18 protein-coding genes and 1 pseudogene are annotated in these 18,867 nt (G+C 70.2%); 5 read left to right on the top strand and 14 right to left on the bottom strand.

Annotated features, from left to right (window positions below; genetic code table 11):
* Positions 1 to 133: 133 nt before the first annotated feature.
* On the bottom strand, positions 134 to 904 hold the full coding sequence (locus E1294_RS15130; protein WP_132508963.1) for a vWA domain-containing protein: 771 nt from the start codon (positions 902 to 904) through the stop codon (positions 134 to 136).
* A complete protein-coding gene (locus tag E1294_RS15125; RefSeq protein WP_132508961.1) occupies positions 901 to 1,890 on the bottom strand; it encodes a hypothetical protein in 990 nt (329 codons plus the stop codon). Before E1294_RS15125 ends, E1294_RS15130 begins: the two co-directional genes overlap by 4 nt.
* A gap of 374 nt (positions 1,891 to 2,264) precedes the next feature.
* Here E1294_RS15125 and E1294_RS15120 point away from each other — a divergent pair, with 374 nt between their 5' ends.
* Positions 2,265 to 2,939: an ATP-binding protein gene (locus E1294_RS15120; RefSeq protein ID WP_165977294.1), complete on the top strand. Its 675-nt coding sequence runs from the start codon at positions 2,265 to 2,267 to the stop codon at positions 2,937 to 2,939.
* A gap of 46 nt (positions 2,940 to 2,985) precedes the next feature.
* Here E1294_RS15120 and E1294_RS57165 read toward each other — a convergent pair whose 3' ends face one another.
* Positions 2,986 to 3,711 (bottom strand): DUF5941 domain-containing protein, encoded by a 726-nt coding sequence (locus E1294_RS57165; protein WP_132508957.1) that lies wholly within the window; start codon positions 3,709 to 3,711, stop codon positions 2,986 to 2,988.
* Positions 3,708 to 5,276 carry a CDP-alcohol phosphatidyltransferase family protein gene (locus E1294_RS57160; protein WP_132508955.1) on the bottom strand — a complete coding sequence of 523 codons (1,569 nt, stop codon included), beginning with the start codon at positions 5,274 to 5,276 and terminating at the stop codon, positions 3,708 to 3,710. The genes E1294_RS57165 and E1294_RS57160 overlap by 4 nt, the downstream gene beginning before the upstream one ends.
* A 150-nt stretch (positions 5,277 to 5,426) precedes the next feature.
* On the opposite strand from E1294_RS57160, the gene recO reads away from it, so the two are divergent.
* On the top strand, positions 5,427 to 6,161 hold the full coding sequence (gene recO / locus E1294_RS15105; protein ID WP_132508953.1) for a DNA repair protein RecO: 735 nt from the start codon (positions 5,427 to 5,429) through the stop codon (positions 6,159 to 6,161).
* Positions 6,158 to 6,931, top strand: coding sequence for an isoprenyl transferase (locus tag E1294_RS15100; RefSeq protein WP_132508951.1), 774 nt, complete (start codon positions 6,158 to 6,160; stop codon positions 6,929 to 6,931). Before recO ends, E1294_RS15100 begins: the two co-directional genes overlap by 4 nt.
* A gap of 4 nt (positions 6,932 to 6,935) precedes the next feature.
* On the opposite strand, the gene E1294_RS15095 is transcribed toward E1294_RS15100, so the two are convergent.
* Positions 6,936 to 7,484 (bottom strand): CGNR zinc finger domain-containing protein, encoded by a 549-nt coding sequence (locus E1294_RS15095; RefSeq protein ID WP_165977293.1) that lies wholly within the window; start codon positions 7,482 to 7,484, stop codon positions 6,936 to 6,938.
* A 71-nt stretch (positions 7,485 to 7,555) separates the two neighbouring features.
* Here E1294_RS15095 and E1294_RS15090 point away from each other — a divergent pair, with 71 nt between their 5' ends.
* Positions 7,556 to 8,473 (top strand): DMT family transporter, encoded by a 918-nt coding sequence (locus E1294_RS15090; RefSeq protein WP_132508949.1) that lies wholly within the window; start codon positions 7,556 to 7,558, stop codon positions 8,471 to 8,473.
* On the opposite strand, the gene E1294_RS15085 is transcribed toward E1294_RS15090, so the two are convergent.
* From E1294_RS15085 to E1294_RS15045, 9 genes are all read right to left on the bottom strand, one after another.
* The gene (locus E1294_RS15085) at positions 8,413 to 8,802 is read right to left on the bottom strand and encodes a Fur family transcriptional regulator (RefSeq protein WP_132508947.1); all 390 of its coding nucleotides are present in this window, start codon (positions 8,800 to 8,802) and stop codon (positions 8,413 to 8,415) included. The genes E1294_RS15090 and E1294_RS15085 overlap by 61 nt on opposite strands.
* Positions 8,799 to 9,671: a metal ABC transporter permease gene (locus tag E1294_RS15080; protein WP_132509039.1), complete on the bottom strand. Its 873-nt coding sequence runs from the start codon at positions 9,669 to 9,671 to the stop codon at positions 8,799 to 8,801. Before E1294_RS15080 ends, E1294_RS15085 begins: the two co-directional genes overlap by 4 nt.
* Positions 9,671 to 10,453 carry a metal ABC transporter ATP-binding protein gene (locus tag E1294_RS15075; protein ID WP_132508945.1) on the bottom strand — a complete coding sequence of 261 codons (783 nt, stop codon included), beginning with the start codon at positions 10,451 to 10,453 and terminating at the stop codon, positions 9,671 to 9,673. The genes E1294_RS15080 and E1294_RS15075 overlap by 1 nt, the downstream gene beginning before the upstream one ends.
* Entirely contained in the window at positions 10,450 to 11,418 is a 969-nt protein-coding gene (locus E1294_RS15070) for a metal ABC transporter substrate-binding protein (protein ID WP_246083027.1), read from the bottom strand. The genes E1294_RS15075 and E1294_RS15070 overlap by 4 nt, the downstream gene beginning before the upstream one ends.
* Before the next feature lie 513 nt (positions 11,419 to 11,931).
* Positions 11,932 to 12,765, bottom strand: a complete 834-nt coding sequence (gene fdhD, locus E1294_RS15065) for a formate dehydrogenase accessory sulfurtransferase FdhD (RefSeq protein WP_132508941.1) — start codon at positions 12,763 to 12,765, stop codon at positions 11,932 to 11,934.
* A complete protein-coding gene (locus tag E1294_RS15060; RefSeq protein ID WP_132508939.1) occupies positions 12,758 to 13,600 on the bottom strand; it encodes a 2Fe-2S iron-sulfur cluster-binding protein in 843 nt (280 codons plus the stop codon). The genes fdhD and E1294_RS15060 overlap by 8 nt, the downstream gene beginning before the upstream one ends.
* On the bottom strand, positions 13,597 to 15,402 hold the full coding sequence (locus E1294_RS15055; protein WP_132508937.1) for an NAD(P)H-dependent oxidoreductase subunit E: 1,806 nt from the start codon (positions 15,400 to 15,402) through the stop codon (positions 13,597 to 13,599). Before E1294_RS15055 ends, E1294_RS15060 begins: the two co-directional genes overlap by 4 nt.
* Positions 15,403 to 15,406: 4 nt before the next feature.
* Positions 15,407 to 17,308 carry a molybdopterin oxidoreductase family protein gene (locus tag E1294_RS15050; protein ID WP_132508935.1) on the bottom strand — a complete coding sequence of 634 codons (1,902 nt, stop codon included), beginning with the start codon at positions 17,306 to 17,308 and terminating at the stop codon, positions 15,407 to 15,409.
* A 37-nt stretch (positions 17,309 to 17,345) separates the two neighbouring features.
* Positions 17,346 to 18,323 (bottom strand): 2-dehydropantoate 2-reductase, encoded by a 978-nt coding sequence (locus E1294_RS15045; protein ID WP_132508933.1) that lies wholly within the window; start codon positions 18,321 to 18,323, stop codon positions 17,346 to 17,348.
* 307 nt (positions 18,324 to 18,630) lie between these two features.
* Here E1294_RS15045 and E1294_RS15040 point away from each other — a divergent pair.
* Positions 18,631 to 18,867 (top strand): annotated as a pseudogene (locus E1294_RS15040) (molybdopterin molybdenumtransferase MoeA); the annotation flags it as partial.

Here is an 18,867-nt window from a genome sequence, read left to right as displayed (position 1 = left end):
GAGAGCGCTCTCTCAACGATGTGAACACAGCAGATGGTTCCTGTCAATCATCGCCACACGGGGCACCCCACGCTCGTGAAGGCGGGCTCGGAGCGTTTCCAGAGAGCGCTCTCGTTGCGGCCCACGCCGGACGTCACAGCAGGTCCACGGTGGTCGCGCCGGTCGCTTCGAACGCCTCCTGCCAGAACGCCTCCAGCTGGGGGAACCGGTCGGGGCTCGACGTCTTCTCCCGCAGGAAACCATGCACGACCACCGCGTACCCGGTCATGTCGGGCAGCAGCCGCGCGTCCCGCAACTCCTTGATCTTCTGGCTACGCGCGCTCTCGCTGAGGTCCAGCCGGTTGATGTCCAGCTCACCCCGATTGTTGATCAGGTCGCTGAAGACGAGGATCCGGTGCGCCCTGTCCGGCTGCCGTTGCGCGCTGAGCTGCTTGGCCACGTACCGCAGCGCCCCCAGGACGTCCGACCCCTCGCCCTCCGTCGGGCAGTCGAACAGCTTGACCGCCCGCGGCACCACCTGCGTGATGCGGTGTTTCCTGACCCGCTCCTCGACCATGGGATTGTCGTTGGGGTTCTCGGCCCGGGTCGCCGCGACGGGCACCGGGTCCTGGCGGCAGGCGCTGCTCTCCGAGCTGCCCGTGACCGCCGCGAACCCGATCCAGTCGCACCCTTCCGCGAACGCCGGCACCTTGGAGGCGACGTCGTTCCTGGAGGTGGCGGGATCGGCGTAACTGGTCGAGTCGACGACCACCCCGCAGAGCCCTCTGGCCTCGGTCCCGCACGCCGTCAGACCGGCCGCGACCACCGGCAGCACCCCTAACGCCGCGATCAGGCGGCGCGCCGTCCGGGCTCTTCCCGGAACCGCGCGCCGGTCCCGGGCCCCGCCGCTTCCCTCCGCCATCATCCGTCCTCCTGCCTGTGCGGCGAATCGTCCGGGTCGTCCTTCGTGTCCGTGGCGTCCGTGTCCGGCGTGCCCGGTGACAGCTGGCGGCGGGACCCGCCGGGCAACTCCCTGGGCAGCACCTCGGCGTGCCACACCTCGATGCGGTTCTCCACCTCGCGCAGGATCCGCCCGATCTCCTGCCGGCCCGAGACCGCCGTGGGGTTGCCCGCCGTGGCGTCCATGGCGATGATCTCGCCCTTCCACAACGACGGGACCTCCTCCTTACGCGGATGGGCCCGCAGCACGCCGCTCTTGTACGCGGCGATGAGCTGCTCGGCCCTGGCCTGCACCGCCTCCACCTCGTGGTCGCGCTGGATCAGCGCGCTGTCCCACTCCTGGGTGAGGTGCTCGATGCGGGCCCTGGCCCGCTGCACGCCGGCGTTCGCCTCCTCGACCACGGCCCGCCGCCGCGCCTCCGCCCGCAGCGCCCTGGCCTCCGCGATCGAGATGAACGGATCCCGCTCCCTCGCTCCCACCGCCCAGGTGGCCGCCGCATCGGCCCCCGCCGCCTGTTGCACCGGTGCCTGGCCGGACTCGGCGTCCTGCCGGGCTTCGGGGGTGGCGCCCGGGTGGTTCTCGGGAGTGGTGTTCGGGCCGGTGTCGGGGGCGGCGCCTGGTCCTGGCTCGGGCGGCGCGGGGGCGTGACCGTTCGGGGACGTGGACGGTGGTGGCAGGGTGTCGCTCCTGCCCAGCTCCCGCAGGATGACCTCCCGCTCACCCAGCGCTCGTTCCATCAGTGCCGTACGCGTGGCGGCCAGGCGCCGGTCGACCTCGGTGATCTGCTCGCGGGCCCGGGCACGGATCTCCGTCACGTACGCGGGCTGGAACTCCGGATCGGTGAACTCGCCTAACGGATGCCGGCGGGCGTCCCGCATCCCCTGTCGGCGCGCCTCCTCGCGCTCGGCCAGCGGATCGCCCCGCTTGAACAGCCGCGACAAGAACGCCATCCGCGTCTCTCCTGGCTCCGGCCGGACCGGAACCCGGCCCGAGTGTCCCTGCCCCCAGACTAAGTGCTCACTTCCGGGTAATGGCGGCACGGCGAGCACTGTCGCCGAACGTGAAGATGCCGTCTCTCACGGTTGGCGGGTAAGACCACCCTGCTGCAAACGTGCAGACGCTTCGGCGAAGCCACGTTCACCACCCTCGACGATCGCTCCGAACTCGCGATCGCCAAGGACGACCCGCGCACTTTCGCGCGTAGACATCCGCAACCGGTGATCCCCACGCTCTCAGAGTCACTCGCGGGCCGTGTGGCGTTCGTGGATCTGTGGCCTTTCGCGGTCAGCGAGCGCGTGGGGGGACACAGGCGTTCTGCGATCACGTGTTCGCCGACCCGGAGTTCTCCACAGGCCGGGTGTCAGCATGGACGCCCGGGGCCGGAGGGCAACTGGTCCTCGCCCACATCGCCGAAGGTCTCGGGCTCGACGCGGCGACCGTACGCACGCATCTGGCCTATCTGGAAACCGTGTTCCTGGTCGGCTCGGCACCTGCATGTTCCAACAACCTCACCTCACGCGTGACCCACGCGCCCAAGACCTATGTGACCGACAGCGGGCTGGCCGCCTACTTCATGGACGTGGATGCTGACGCGCTTCTCGCCCCGGGACATCCAGCCCTCGGCGGGCTCCTGGAGACTTTCGTCTTCGCGGAACTTCTCAAGCTGTCGACCTTCGCCCGCCGGCAGGTCACCATGCGCCACTACCGGGACAGAGAGAAGCGCAAGATCGACGCCATCCTCGAGCGCCGTGACGGCGGTGTGGTGGGCATTGAGGTCGAGGCCTCAGCCACGCCCAAGAGCGAGGACGCCAAGCATCTTCGCTGGTTGAGAGAGAGGCTTGGCGACAGGTTCCGCGCTGGATACGTCCTGCACCTCGGCGCGACGAACCTCCCGTCAGGGGACCGCATCTTCTTCTCGCCACTGTCGGCCTTGTGGAATCACGTGGAACCAGACCGGGTCGTGCCGAGCCTTCGCGGCCGGAGAACGGGCGGTGGGTGAGGCCGCGGCACCGTACGGACGTGCGGTGCCGCGGCATCGACCCCGGTCAGCCCTTGGCGGCCTCGCCGTTGGCCTGAGCCTGCTCCATCGCCTCTTCGGGGGAGGCTTCGAGGTCCTGCTCGGCGTCGGCGCTCGCCTGCGCGGAGGACTTGTCGAGGCGGACCCAGCTCGTCACGCTCTCCACCGCGAACAGGACGAACAGGTAGGCCGTCAGCACCGCCAGCACCGGGGTCAGCGCCCCGAGCGCGGCCCCGGCGCCGATGATGAGCAGGCGCAACTCCCACCCGAGCCCCGCGTGGAACACCCAGGCGGGCGGCCAGATGCTCTGGCGGGTGCGGTAGACGGTGTCGTAGGTGTGGTAGCCCACGACGTACACCAGCACGAACAGCAGCCACCTCGGCGCGTCGGCCACGAGGCCGATGGCGATCATGGTGAGGAACTCGGTGCCCCGCAGCAGCGGCGGGGTCAGCCAGTCGAAGCGGCCCAGGTGGTCGCGCGGCGCGGTGGGCAGCACCAGCAGCAGCATGATCGCCACGGGCAGGAGCAGGATCGGGCCCGGCTCCAGCACGCCGGCGACGATGAGGCCGATGATCGCCAGCAGGGCGACGAGCGTGGCGGGCACGGGCGGCAAGCCCCTGCCGATCTTGCCGGCCAGTGCGTGGACGAGCGGGCCGTCGTCGCGGTAGGCGAGCAGGCGGGCGGTCTGGATGCGGCGGCGTTCCTCGTCGGGGTCCGGCGTGGGGGTGGCCATGGCCTGCGGTTGGGTGATCATACGAGCGACCTCATGAGGCGTCCGGTGAGGGTGTAGATGGCGGCGACGGAGCCCCAGATCACCAAGGTGATGAAGGTGATCCGGGCGTCGAAGAGGGCGGCGGTGATCGCGATGGCCGCGAACCGCTCGCCGATGGGGAACACGATCATCTTGCGCGCCCAGTGGACGGCGCGGTTCTTGCCCGCCTTGCTCCACATCTTGAGCACGCCCCGCACGCCCTGGCTGCGCTCGACCTTCCGCCGCGTCAGCGCCTCGCGCAGGTCGCGGTCGTCGGGCGCGTCGAGGGCCACGGTGGGCAGCTTGGCCGGTGGTTTGCGGCGGTTGGAGATGCCGAAGGAGAAGTCGAGCAGGTGGCGCACCGACTGCAGGCCGATCGCGGCCAGCGCCAGGATCCAGATGTCCTCGCTGTTGCCGGAGACCACCCAGCCGATGGCCAGGCCGGCGAAGACCACGTATTCCTTGAACCGGTCGAACGTGGCGTCCAGCCATGCCCCCAGCACGCCGAACTTGCGGGCGTAGCGGGCCACCTGCCCGTCAACGCAGTCGAAGACGAACGCGAAGTAGATCAGGATCCCGCCCGCCACCATCCACGGGCGATCGCCCGTGGCGAAGCAGGCGGCCGCGGCCACGCCGAGCGCGATCGAGATCAGCGTGACCTGGTTGGGCGTCAGCCCGCGCCTGGCCGCCCAGCGGGCGATGAAGCGGGAGTAGGTGGAGACGAAGTAGGTGGTGAAGAAGCCGTCGGCGCCCTTGACCGCGTTGTTGAGCCTGGAGCGGTCTTCGTCCATGCCGGTCATCTCGGCGCCCGCCTCGTTGACCTCCTCCTGGGTGGTGACCCGGCGGTAGAACAGGTCGCGGCGGCCGCGGATGCCGACCGACACGCCGTTGCGCACCAGGCCGAACACGATGAGCTGCACCAGGTCGTCGTCATCGCCGAAGCGGTGGGCGATCTCGGCCAGCTCGCGGCAGGTCTGCGCCAGCACGGGCGCGTTGCGCGCGCTCACGTGCAGCGGGCCGAGCAGCGCCGCGTTGGGCCTGGTGACCGCGTGGTGGGCGGTGCCCACCGAGACCACGCGGGAGGATTTGCCGATGCGGGCGCGGACGGGCAGGCCTTCGAGGCGTTCGTAGCCGATCTCCGGCTCCGCCTCGGCGATCGGGACGCGCCCTTCCTGACCGGACTCGTCGTCGCCGTCTTCCTGGCCGTTGTCTTCCTGACCGGTGTCCTCCTGCGCCTCCTCGGTGATCCCGTAGCGCGGCTCCTTCGCGACGAGCGCCAGCGCACCGCGCTTGGACTTGGTGATCTGGTAGATCAGCTCGTCGTGGACGACGGAGTTGGTCGGGATGATGAAGAGGTTTTCCGTTGCTGATGCTGCGACATCGGCCAGGGCTCGCAGGGCGGCGGCCACATCGCCTGACTCGATGGTGGCGGGCCGCGGATCCATGGAGGTGACCTGGCTGCGTAGTCGTTCGGCCACGGTGGGGTTGCCGGTTAGCGCGGCCAGCCTCAGGCCGGTCGGAGAGGTTTCGGGGCCGGGCGAGGCGCCCAGCAGGACCACGCGGGTCATGTCTCCCTTTCGAGGCGATTGCGGGGGGTTGAACAACGGGTGATGCGGGGACAGGCGTCAAAGTCTAGTGAGGGTTACGCAAAGTCGCGTCAACAGAGCATGCCCGTAACGTCCGCCCGTCGGTACCGAGAGTGGCCGTAAGATGTCCGAGTGAGTCTCTACCGTGACGAAGGCGTGGTCCTGCGTACACAGAAACTCGGTGAGGCCGACCGCATCGTCACCATTCTGGCCAAGCGCACCGGCAAAATCCGCGCGGTGGCCAAGGGCGTGCGCCGCACGACGTCGCGTTTCGGGGCGAGGCTCGAGCCGTTCACCCACGTCGACCTGCAGCTGCACACCGGGCGCACCCTCGACGTCGTCACCCAGGCGGAGACGTTGAGGCCCTATGGAGAGGCGCTGGCCGCCGACTATCCGCGCTACACCGCGGGCACCGCGATGCTGGAGACCGCCGACCGGCTGACGCACGGGGAGAAGGAGCCGGCGCTGCGGCAGTTCCTGCTCCTGGTGGGCGGGCTGCGCACGCTCGCCGGCCGGGATCACGAGGCCAGATTGGTGCTGGACGCCTATTTCCTGCGCTCCCTGGCCGTGGCCGGCTACGCCCCCGCGCTCGACGCGTGCGCCAAGTGCCGGGCCCCGGCGATCAGGGCGTTCGCCATCATCGCCGGCGGCGTGGTGTGCGGGGCGTGCAAGCCGTCCGGGTCCGCCGTGCCCGCCGGAGAGACGATCGTGCTCATGGCCGCGCTGCTGCGCGGCGACTGGGCCCTGGCCGACGCCTCCGAGTCGCGCCATCGCAGCGAATGCAGCGGCCTTGTCGCCGCCTATCTGCAGTGGCACCTCGAACACGGCATACGCTCTCTCCGACACGTCGAAAGGGAGCCCGCGTGAACGTCCGACCACCGTCCCCGCATCCGTCAGGCGCGACACCGCCGCCGATCCCGCGCGAGCTGGTGCCCCGGCACGTCGCGATCGTCATGGACGGAAACGGCCGCTGGGCCAAGGCGCGGGGGTTGCCGCGCACCGAGGGGCACAAAGCAGGCGAGTCCTCGTTGTTCGACGTCATCGAGGGGGCTCTTGAGCTGGGCATCCCCTATCTGAGCGCGTACGCGTTCTCGACGGAGAACTGGAAGCGCTCGCCCGACGAGGTGCGGTTCCTCATGGGCTTCAACCGCGACGTCATCCGGCGGCGTCGCGACGAGCTCAACGCCATGGGCGTGCGCGTACGCTGGGCCGGCCGACCGGGACGGCTGTGGAAGAGCGTCATCTCCGAGTTGCAGACGGCCGAGGAGATGACCGTCGCCAACCGCACGCTGACGCTGCAGTTCTGCGTCAACTACGGCGGGCAGGCCGAGATCGTCGACGCGGCGGTCCGGATGGCCGAGGACATCGCGGCCGGGCGGGTGAGACCGTCCAGGGTCAACGAGAAGGTGTTCGCCCGCTATCTCGACGAGCCGGAGATCCCCGAGGTCGACCTGTTCGTACGGTCGTCGGGCGAGCAGCGGTTCTCCAATTTCCTGCTGTGGCAGTCGGCCTACGCCGAGATGGTGTTCCTCGACCGGCTCTGGCCCGACTTCGACCGAAGGGACCTGTGGGAGGCGTGCGAGATCTACGCCAAGCGCGACCGCCGCTACGGCGGGGCGATGCCCAACCAGGTCTAGCGGCTCAGGCGCGGCGGCGGGCGCGATAGGCGGCGACGTGCATGCGGTTGCCGCACGTGCGGCTGTCGCAGTAGACGCGCGAGCGGTTGCGTGACTCGTCCACGAACACCCGGTCGCAGTCGGGCGCCGCGCACGTGCGCAGGCGTTCGGCCTCGCCCTCGACCAGCAGGTGGGCCAGCGCCACCCCGCAGTCGGCCGCCACGTGCTCCGCCAGCGCCGCGTCGGCGGCGAAATAGTGTACGTGCAGCGGGTGCCCGTCGTGCTCCGTGAGCCTGGGCGTGATGCGCGTCTCCGACAGCAGCGCGTTCAACGTGCGGACCGCGCTCGGCTGGTCGGTGGCGGTGAAGACACGGTGGAACGCCTCCCGCACCATCCGCACCTGACCCAGGTCGCGGGCCGTCAGCCGGCTCACGCCGCTGATCTGGCGGGACTCCACGAACGCCTGCAGTTCGGCCAGGCCGGCCAGGCCCTCCTCGCCGCCGGTGGAGGGCGAGGTGTTGACCAGCTCGACAACGGTGGCCAGCGAATGCACCATGTCATGGCCAAACGGCATGTTGACTCCTGTACGCGCCGGGTTCTAGCGTTGTCGCAGCGTATCTCTTGCATGGGGTTCCGGGGGTTTCCGTGAGTGCACATCGGCGTATCGTCATGGTCGCGATCGCCGGAGCGCTCATCATCTCCACCTCTGGCCCCATGGTCCGCATGGCGGACGTGTCACCCGCGACCTCCGCATTCTTCCGCTGCGCGTACGCCGTGCCGCCGATGCTCGTGCTGGCCTGGCTGGAGCGGCGCAGGTTAGGCCCCATGCCGCGCAGGGCGCTCCTGCTGGCCTGGTCGGCAGGCGCGGTCTTCGCGCTCGACCTGCTGTTCTGGCACCATGCGATCGAGTACGTCGGCGCGGGGCTGGCGACCGTGCTGGGAAACCTGCAGGTGTTCATCGTGGCGTTCGCCGCCTGGGCGGTGTTCGGGGAGCGGCCGTCCGCGCGGCTGATGGTCGGGACGCCGGTGGTGTTCGGAGGCGTGGTGCTGATCTCCGGGGTGTTCGACAGCGCAGCCTACGGCAGCGACCCGATGATGGGAGTGCTCGCGGGGGTGGCCACGTCGTTGTCGTACGCGGTGTTCCTGCTGCTGATGAAGGCCGGGCCGGATCGCGGCGCGGGCCCGCTGGCACACGCGACCGTGGTGACCGCCGCGACGATCGCGCTGCTCAGCCCGGTGTTCGGGGGCGCGGACTTCACGCCGAGCTGGCCCGCGCACGGATGGCTGTTGTTGCTCGCGCTCGGGCCGCAGGTGCTCGGGTGGTCGCTGATCACGTTTTCGCTGCCGCGCCAGCCCGCCGCGCTCACGGCACTGCTGCTGCTGATCCAGCCCATGACGACCGTGGGGATCTCCGCCCTGGCGCTCGGGGAGCGCCCCTCGGTGTTGCAGCTCACGGGCTGCGCGGTGATCGTGCTCGGGGTGCTCTACGGCTCACGCCGCGATCAGCCCGTCCTGACCGCGGTGGAGCAGGACGAGCAGGTGCCGAAGACCTCGACCGTGTGAGTGATGTCGGTGAAGCCGTGCTCGGTACCGACCGTCTCGGCCCAGCGCTCGACCGCGGGGCCCGCGACCTCCACGGTGCGGCCGCAGCGGCGGCACACCAGGTGGTGGTGATGGGTGTCGCTCGCGCAGGCGCGGTAGACCGACTCGCCGTCGTCGGTGCGCAGCACGTCGACCTGGCCGCCGTCGGCCAGCGCCTGCAGCGCGCGGTAGACGGTGGTCAGGCCGATCTTGGCGCCGTGGAGGCGCATCTCGGCATAGACGTCCTGCGCGCTGCGGAAACCCGCGCTCTTGCGGAGAGTGTCGTGGACGGCATCGCGCCTCGTCGTCATGCGACCTCCTTGACGCGCAGCTTGTGTCGCTCGCTCAATGGTGACTCCTGGGTCCGGCCTCGCCGTACGAATCTACCGACAACGAGGGCCAGGACGAAGCCGGCGAGCGCAAGAAGCACGATCGCGGCTCCTGGAGGGACCTTGGCCGAGTAGGTGGAGGCGAGCAGGCCGCCCACGGAGGCGAGCACCCCGAACAGCATGGCCAGCACCATCGTCGTGCGGAATCCCCGCGTCAGCTGCTGGCTGGTGGCCACCGGGATCACCATCAGCGCGCTGACCAGCAGCAGGCCGACCACGCGCATGGCGATGACGACGGTGAGCGCCGCGGTGACGGCGATCAGCAGGCTGAGGAAGCGCACGGGCAGGCCGCTCGCCCTGGCCATCTCCTCGTCCTGGCAGAGCACGAACAGCTCCCTGCCGAAGATCACCACGACCGCGATCACGGCTGCTGCCAGCGCGGCGATGATCCAGATGTCCTCGGGTGTGACGCTGGCGATGGCGCCGAACAGATAGGAGTTGAGCTTGGTGGTGCTGCCGCCCGGCGCGATGCCCATGAGCATGACGCCGCCCGCGATCCCGCCGTAGAACAGCAGCGCCAGCGCCACGTCGCCGCTGGTGCGGCCGCGCGCCCTGACCAGCTCGATGGCCACGGCGCCGAGCACCGACACGATCACCGCGGTCAGCACGGGAGCGGTGCCGGTGAGGAACCCCAGCGCCACGCCGGTCAGCGCCACGTGGCCGATGCCGTCGCCGAGCAGCGACAACCTGCGCTGCACGATGAACGTGCCGACCGCGGGCGCGCAGAGCCCCACCAGCAGCGCCGCGATCAGCGCGAGCTGGAAGAGCTCCTCTTGAAGCAGCTCTATGATCATCGTGGGTCCCCCTGCCACCCCGTGAGTGGTCCCGCGCCCGGCTCCACGGCCGCGTGCGGGTGCTGGTGCTGGTGCCCGGGTCGCGCGCAGTCGCCCTCGGGCCGCGGCGGCCTGCCGTCGTGAACGATCCGGCCCTCGCGGATCACGACGCCCCGCGTGATGATCGACTCCAGCGGGCCGAGCTCGTGCGCGACCAGCACCACGGTCTTGCCGTCCAGCACCAGCGCGGAGAGGGTTTCGGCGAGCAGGTTCTGGGTCTCGGCGTCCACGCCCGCGGTCGGCTCGTCCATCACGTAGGTGTCCGGCTCCCCGGCCAGCGCGCGGGCGATGAGCACCCGCTGCTGCTGGCCGCCGGACAACGACTGGACGGGATCACCTTCGCGGTCGGCCAGCCTGACGGCCTCCAGCGCGCTCGCCACGGCCGCCCTGTCGGCCGCGCTCGTCCTGCGGAACCTGCTCTGCCTCGCGATCCGGCCGGAGGCCACGACCTCGCGCACGCTGGCGGGCACGCCGCCTCCGACGTGCAGCCGCTGCGGCACATAGCCGATGCGCCACCAGTCACGGAACCTGGCCGGCGGCGAGCCGTACACCAGGGTCGTGCCGCCGGACAGCGGCGTGAGGCCGAGCAGCGCGCGGACCAGCGTGGACTTGCCCGAGCCGTTGGCGCCCAGAAGGGCGACGACCTCCCCGGGACGGACGGTCAGGTCGATCCCTCGCAGGACGGGCTTGCCCTCGAAGGAGACCCGGCCGCCGGTCATCGCGAAGGCCGTTTCGCTCATGCCTTACACCCCAGTGCTGTTTGTAGGGTTTTGAGGTTATCGCGCATGGCAGACAGGTAGTCGCCCGAGGGCTTGCTCTCCAGCGGGTCGAGCACGGCCGTCTTCGCGCCGACCTGGCTCGCGAGCACCTTGGCCACCTTCGGGCTGACCAGAGCCTCGGTGAAGATCGTGGTCACGCCCTCGGCCTTGGCGATCTTGGCGACCTCGGAGATGCGGGTGGGCGACGGCTCGGTCTCGGGGTCGAGCGTGATGCCGACCTGCTTGAGCTTGTAACGATCCGCGAGGTAGCCGAACGCCTCGTGCGCGGTGACTATCGTCCTGGTCTCGCACGTGCTCAGGCCCTTGGTGAGCTCCTGGTCGAGCGCGCCGAGCGTGGCGGCCGTCTTGGCGGCGCGGTCCTGGTACGCCTTGGCGTGCGGGGCGTCGGCGGCGGCCAGCCGCTCGCCCAGCGTCGTGGCGACGGTGGCCAGGCGGGACGGGTCGAGCCAGAGGTGCGGGTCGTAGGCGACCTCGTGGTTGTGCTCCTCGGTGCCCTCCTCCGCGTGCTCATCCGCATGCCCATCCGCGTGCTCGTCGGCGTGCTCGTCCGCATGCCCATCCGCGGGCTCGTCCGCGTGCCCGTCGGCGTGCTCACCGGCGGGGATCGTCTTGACGGCGGTGGCGGCGTCGAAGCTCGTGCCGGGCTCCACGGCATCGTCCACGGCCGGTTGGACACCCTTGACATAGACGGTGAGCGCGGCGTTCTTGATCGCCGTGACCTGCTGGATGCCCAGCTCCAGGTCGTGTGGCTCGACGCCGGGCGCGGTCAGGCTCGACACCTGAATGTCGGATCCCCCGACCTGCTCGGTCAGCCACTGGAGCGGGTAGAAGGCGGCGACCACCTCGGGCTTGCCGCCCTCGGCCGCGGTGGTTGCGGAACCGCCGCCGCACGCGGCGGTGGTGATCAGCGCGGCTCCCGCCAGCAAACGCGCAGCACAAGACCGGGAAAATCCTGAAATCATGCACCCAGTATGCGACAGAATGAAAATGATTGTCAAAATCTAGCGAGAGAGTCCGGTCGCCTGGGGTGTGGCGGGAGTCGGTGAGGGAGTGCCGTCGACCGATGGGGTGGCGGGGCGCTTGCGAGGGAGTGCGGTCGCCTGGAGGAGCGGCGGAAGCGTAGCGACCAGAGCGGGGGAAGGCGGCGGCGTCGGGCGACCGAGCCCGCCTCCACGGAGTGGAGGCCATGAACACAGGCCATGAACACAGGCCATGAACACAGGCCATGAACACAGGCCATGAACACAGGCCATGAACACTGTGGAGGCCGTACATACAGGATGCCGGACGGCGGCTGGGGGCCCAGGCACGCCGCTCGGCATCCCGCGGTCGCTCCGATGTTCGTACGCTGGCAGAGCCGTTGCCGGCGCCCGGGAGCGACGTTCGCGGCCCCGGTCCGCGAGGCGCTTGCGGTCGCCCGGCGCCTCACGGAGCTGGGTTCAGTCGGGGAGCAGGGCCTCTTCCGCCAGCCGGTGCTCGCCGGCGTAGACGTTCATCGAGTCGCCGCGGAGGAAGCCGATGAGCGTCAGCCCCTCCTCCGCGGCCAGCTCGACCGCGAGCGAGGAGGGCGCGGACACCGCGGCGAGCACGGGGATGCCCCCCATGACCGCCTTCTGCACCAGCTCGAACGACGCCCTGCCGGACACCATCAGCACAGTGCCCCGCAACGGCAGCCGCCCGTTCGTGAGCGCCCAGCCGAGGAGCTTGTCGACGGCGTTGTGCCGGCCCACGTCCTCGCGTACGCACAGCGCCTCGCCGTCCGCCGTGAACAGACCGGCCGCGTGGAGCCCTCCGGTCCTGTCGAAGACCCGCTGGGCCGCCCGCAGCCGCAGCGGCAGGGAGGTGATCACCGGCTGCGTCAGCTCGACGGGGTCGTCGCCGGCGCTCCAGCGGGCCACGGTGCGCACCGCCTCCAGCGACGCCTTGCCGCAGACGCCGCAGGAGGAGGTGGTGTAGAAGTTGCGCGGCTCCGGCGCCGGAACGCCTGGTGCGAGCCGCACGTCGAGCACGTTGTACGTGTTGCCGCCGTCCACCGTCGCGCCCGCGCAGTAGCGGATCGTGGCGATGTCGTCCGCCGCGCCCACGGCCCCCTCGCTGACGAGGAAGCCGGCGGCCAGGTCGAAGTCGTCGCCGGGCGTGCGCATGGTGACCGTCAGCGGCGTGCCGTTGAGCCGGATCTCCAGCGGCTCCTCGGCGGCCAGCGAGTCGATCTTGCGCGTGCGGGCGGTGTCCTTCACCCGCAGGATGCGGCGTTTGACGGAGACCCTAGACATAGCCGTACCCGAAGCGGCCCTTGACGCAGAGGTTGCCCTTGGTGACCGGGTTGTCGTGCGGCGAGGTCACCTTGACGATCTTGTTGTCCTGCACGTGCAGGGTCAGGTTGCAGCCGACCCCGCAGTAGCTGCAGATCGTCGTCGTCTCCGTCTGCTTCGACTCGTCCCAGGTGCCCTCGGCCCGCATGTCGAACTCGGTCTTGAACGACAGCGCGCCCGTGGGGCACACCTCGACGCAGTTGCCGCAGTAGACGCAGGCCGAGTCGGTGAGCGGGGCGTCGAACTCCGTGGAGATCGTCGTGTCGAAGCCCCGGCCCGCGACGCCGATGGCGAACGTGTTCTGCCACTGGTCGCCGCAGGCGTCCACGCACTTGTAGCACATGATGCACTTGCTGTAGTCGCGTACGTAGAGCTCGTTGTCGACCTTGGCGGGCTGCTCGACGGTGGCGGCGTCGTCGCCGAACCTGGCAGGGTCGGCGTCGTACTCCTCCACCCACTCGGCTGCCCTGGGGGTGGTCGACATGTCCACCGAGGAGCCGAGCAACTCCAGCACGACCTTGCGGCTCTGCCGGGCGCGCTCGGTGTCGGTGCCGACCTTCATGCCCTTCTCGGCCTGCCTGGAGCAGGCGGGCGCCAGCGTGCGCGCGCCCTCCACCTCCACGACGCAGACCCGGCAGGCGTTCTTCGGGGTGAGCGTGTCGCCGTAGCAGAGCGTCGGGATGTCCTTGCCCGCCGCGGCGCACGCGTCGAGGATCGTCGAGCCCTCTGGCACCCGTACGGTCTCGCCGTCGATCTCGACGTCGATGAGCCGGCGGGGCGGCTGGAGCGGGATCATCTGAAAACTCCCAGGCGGTCGATGGCCGATTCGACGGCGTTCCAGGCGGTCTGTCCGAGGCCGCAGATGGAGGCGTCACGCATGGTCTGGCCGACCTCGCGCAGCAGCACGAGATCATCGTCGTCCACCCGGCGCGACAGCCGGTGCAGGGCCTCCTCCTGGCGTACGGTACCCACCCGGCAGGGCACGCACTGGCCGCACGACTCGTCGCGGAAGAACTCCGCGATGCGCAGCAGCAGGTTCTTGAGGTCCACGCCGTCGTCGATGACGAGCACCACGCCGGAGCCGAGCGTCGCGCCGGCGGCCCTGGTGCCCTCGAAGGTGAGCGGGATGTCGAGGTCGGTGACGAACGCGCCGGCCGCGCCGCCGAGCAACACCGCCCTGGTCGTCCCGGTGGTGCCGGACAGGTCGAGCAGCTCGCGCAGCGTGGCGCCGAACGTCAGCTCGTACACGCCGGGGCGTTCCACCGCGCCCGAGACGCAGAACAGCTTGGGCTCGGCCGCCGCGTACGCCTGCGCCCCGCGCTCCAGGATCGGCAGCACGTTGACCAGTGTCTCGACGTTGTTGACCACGGTCGGCTTGCCGAACAGCCCCTTCTCCACCGGGAACGGCGGTTTGCTGCGCGGCTCGCCCCGCTGCCCCTCGATCGAGTTGAAGATCGCGGTCTCCTCGCCGCAGATGTAGGCGCCCGCGCCTCTCCGCAGCTCGATGTCGAAGGACAGACCCTTGCCGAGGATGTCGTCGCCGAGCAGGCCCCGCGCGCGGGCGGTCGCGATCGCGTGCTGGAGCCGCGCGACCGCCCGGGGATATTCGCCCCTGATGTAGAGGTATCCCTTGGCGCAGCCGGTGGCGTAGGCGGCGATCGTCATGGCCTCGACCAGCGCGTACGGGTCGCCCTCCATGACGACCCGGTCCTTGAACGTGCCCGGCTCGCTCTCGTCGGCGTTGCAGACCAGGTAGTGGGGGTGGTCCGGCTGGCGGGCCGTGGCGTCCCACTTGCGCCCCGTCGGGAACGCCGCGCCGCCCCTGCCGACCAGGCCCGACTCCAGCACCTCGCGGATCACTCCCGAGGGGCCGAGGTCGAACGCCCGCCTGAGCGCGGTGTAGCCGCCGGCCGCCCGGTAGTCGTCCAGGCTGGCCGGGTCGACGGCGCCGATTCTCCTGAGCAGGAGCAACCCGTCCTGCCCGGCCTGCGGCACCGCCGCCCGTTCTGGGGTCTCGCCGGTGACCTTGACGCTCGGCGTGCTCCCGTTGGAGCTCGGCGGCGCCTCGGCCATGGTGGTGATCGTGTCGGGGGTGGCGGGAGCGTACACCTGCGCCACGGGCGGCGTGCCCGCCTCCAGGGCGAGCGCGGCCGGGGCCCGCTCGCACATCCCCAGGCAGGGGCTCTCGTGCCACGACGTGCCCGCCGGGCCGAAGTGGTCCTCGACGCGCTTGCGGACGGACTCCGCGCCCTTCGCCTGGCAGGCCAGGTCGGTGCAGACGTGCAGCACCCGCTTCGGCCGCTCCTTCATCGAGAACAGCGCGTAGAACGTCGCCACACCGTACGCCTCGGCCGGCGGGATCGTCAGGCGGCGGCAGATGTACTCCAGCGCCCCCTCACTGATCCACCCGACCTGGTCGTTGACCGCGTGCAGCGCGGGCAGCAACTGGTCGCGGGCGGCCTCGGCGCGGGCGGCGAAGCGCAGGTCGGCCTCGGTCCTCGATCCGCCGTCCCAGGCGGAGGCGGGCGGTCCGAGCAGGGCGTCGACCGCCGCGCGCTCCTCCTCGGACGGCTCCGCACCACGAAATCTCAAATCCATCTGATCACCCGGCCTTGACGAGCTTCTCGACACGTACGGCGGCGGCCTTGAACTCGGCCGTGCCCGAGAGCGGGTCGGTGGCCTCGATGGTCAAGGAGTTGGTGTCCACCTCGTCAGGGAAGTGGAACGTCATGAACACCAGCCCCGGCCGCAGGGCGGGGTCGATATAGACCGGTGCGGTCACCGAGCCGCGCCGCGAGGTGATCCGCACCTCCTCGCCCTCGGTCAGGCCGAGCCGCTCGGCGTCCTCGGGGCAGAGCTCGATGGTCTCGCCGCGGCGCAGCGGCGAGGCGAAACCGGACGACTGCACGCCCGTGTTGTAGGAGTCGAGCCGGCGGCCGGTGGTCAGCCGCAGCGGATACTCGTCGTCCAGCAGGTCCACCGGCGGCGAGTGCCGCAGCACCGCGAACGGCGCCGGCATGCCCCGCTTCGACGGGTCGTTCTCCCAGAGCCTGCCGTGCAGGTACGGGGGCTCCAGCTCCTCCTCCGACGGGCAGGGCCACTGGATGCCCTGCAGGTCGGCCAGCCGCTGGTAGGTCATGCCCGTGTGCTGCGGGGACAGGGCGCGCAGTTCGTTCCAGACCTCCTCCGCGCCGTCGTACTGCCAGTCGTGGCCCAGCCTGCGGGCGACCTCGCACATGATCCAGATGTCGTCGCGGGCCTCGCCCGGCGGCTCCAGAGCCTTGCGCACCCGCTGGACGCGGCGCTCGCTGTTGGTGAACGTGCCGTCCGCCTCGCACCAGGCGGCGCTGGCCGGCAGCACGACGTCGGCCATCTGGGCGGTCTTGGTGAGGAAGATGTCCTGCACGACGAGGTGGTCGAGCATGGACAGGCGCTTGATGCAGGCCAGCGAGTCGGCCTCCGACTGCACGGGATTCTCACCGATCAGATAGCAGGTGGTGACCTCGCCCTCGGCCATCGCCTCGAGCATCTCGGTGAGGTTGTGCCCGTACGTCGGCTGGATCGGCCGGCCCCACGCGCTCTCGAACCTGGCTCTGATATCCGGGTCGAGAATGTCCTGGAAGCCGGGCAGGCGGTTGGGGATGGCACCCATGTCGCCGCCGCCCTGCACGTTGTTCTGCCCGCGCAGCGGCGACAGGCCCGACCCGTAGCGGCCGACGTGGCCGGTCAGCAGGGACAGGTTGATCAGTGCCCGTACGTTGTCGGTGGCGTTGTGGTGCTCGGTGATGCCGAGCGTCCAGCACAGCTGGGCGCGGTCGGCGCGGGCGTAGGCGTGGGCCAGCTCGCGGATGGCGGCCGCGGGCACGCCGGTGACCTGCTCGGCCGCGCTGAGCGTCCACGGCTCGACCGACTCCTTGAACTCCTCGAAGCCGATCGTGGCCCGCTCGATGAACGCCTCGTTGTGCAGGCCGGAGTGGATGATCTCGCGGGCCACCGCGTGGGCGAGCGGGATGTCCGTGCCGACGTTGAGCCCCAGCCACAGGTCGGCCCACTGGGCGGTGCCGGTGCGGCGGGGGTCGACGGCGAACATCCGCGCGCCCTTACGGATGCCCTTGAGGACGTGCTGGAAGAAGATGGGGTGGGCGTTCCTGGCCGCCGAACCCCACATGACGATTACGTCGGTGTCCTCGACCTCCTGGTAGGAGGAGGTGCCGCCGCCGCTGCCGAACACCGCCGACAACCCGGCCACGCTCGGCGCGTGGCACGTGCGGTTGCAGGAGTCCACGTTGTTGGTGCCTATTACCACGCGGGTGAATTTCTGCCCGACGTAGTTCATCTCGTTGGTGGAACGGGCGCACGACAGCATGGCGAAGCAGTTGGGGCCGTGCTTGGTGACGTTGCGGCGGAATCCCTCCGCCGCGCGCTCCAGCGCTTCCTCCCAGCTCGCCCTGCGCAGCACGCCGTTCTCGCGCACCAGTGGATGGGTCAGGCGGTCATAGCTCATGATCCCTCCATTCTGTATACAATTACGGTATTCCCAGCTAGACCGCGCGGACAAGGTTCGCGTTCAGCAGATCGCTCACAGCGTGGATCGCGCGGAGGGTCGGCACCTCCGCTCCGGTGAGGTCGGCCAGCTCGACCACGGCCGCCAGCAGCACGTCGAGCTCCAACGGTTTACCCTTCTCCAGGTCCTGGAGCGTGGACGTCTTGTGCTCGCCGGCCTTCTCGGCCCCCCTCAGCCGGCGCTCGATCGAGATGCCGGGATCGCAGCCCACCCGCCGCGCCACCTCGACCGTCTCCCGCATCATGGCCACGACCAGCTCCCTGGTGCCGTCGTGGCGGCAGATCCCGGCCATCGTCGCCCTGGCGAGCGCGCTGATCGGGTTGAAGGCGATGTTGCCCATGAGTTTGATCCAGACATCCCGGCGGAGATCATGCTCCACCGGGCACTTCAGTCCGCCCTCCACCGCTGCCTGGCTGAAAGCGGCGCACCGCTCGGTCAGCTCGCCGTTCGGCTCGCCGATGGAGAACCTGGTGCCCTCGAGGTGGCGGATCACGCCCGGCGCCTCGATCTCGGTGGCGGCGTAGACGACGCAGCCGATCGCCCGGTGCAGCGGCAGCGCGGCCGTCACCGCGCCGCCCGGGTCGACGCTCTCGATGCGGTAGCCGTCGTACGGACCCTTGAGTCCGTGGAAATACCACCACGGGATGCCGTTCTGCGCGGCGATGACGCTCGTGGCCTCGTGCAGAAGCGGCCGGATCATGGGGCCCGCGGAGGCGTAACTGTTCGCCTTGAGGCCCAGGAAGATGTGGTCCACCGGGCCGACCTCGGTGGGGTCGTCGGTGGCATGGGGATGGGCGACGAAATCGCCCCTGGGGGTGAGCACCCGCACACCGGCGGCGCGTATCGCCTGCAGGTGCTCGCCTCTGGCGATGAGGTGCACCTCGACTCCCGCTCTGTGGAGGGCGGCCCCCACGTATGCGCCGATGGCGCCGGCGCCAAGAACAGCGACCTTCATCATCCGCTCCGTTCTCGCGTCGGACTGTCTGTACGGCCCCCGTGCAGCGATGGCCGCCGCCGCGGCCCACCGTTGGCGCGAATGCTCCACAGCCTGCGGTAGCTCGCTGGACGCTAGGCCGTGTAGGCGCGAATCTTCGCTGCCCCGCGGCGGATCGCTGGACGAGGGGACCGTAGGCGCGGATTCTCCGCTGCCTGCAGTAGCTCGCTGGACGCGAGCTACTGTGCATTCGGTATACAGTATGGAAAAAGTCGGGTCAAGGAGCGTGCCTGTGACCGTTGTTCGGCATGAACCAGTGGTGGAAGCGATGTCATGGGCCGCCGCGCGGGCCCTCGCGGCACGGTCGGCGGGACGGTTGGAACCGGCGTGGGTCCCGCTCCAGGAGGCGCTCGGCCGCCGCCTGACCGCCCCCTTGGCGGCGCTCGTGCCGGTGCCGGGCGTGGACGTGGCGGCGATGGACGGCTACGCCGTGGCGGGCCGGGGGCCGTGGCTGGTCGTGGGCGGTGTCCTGGCCGGGGGAGCGCCGTACGGGGGAGTGCTGCGG

Origin of the sequence: Nonomuraea diastatica, from assembly GCF_004349015.1 — a bacterium.
Lineage (GTDB): Bacteria > Actinomycetota > Actinomycetes > Streptosporangiales > Streptosporangiaceae > Nonomuraea > Nonomuraea diastatica.
The sequence above is the reverse complement of the archived record's forward strand: the minus strand, read 5'-3'. Positions and strand labels throughout refer to the sequence as shown.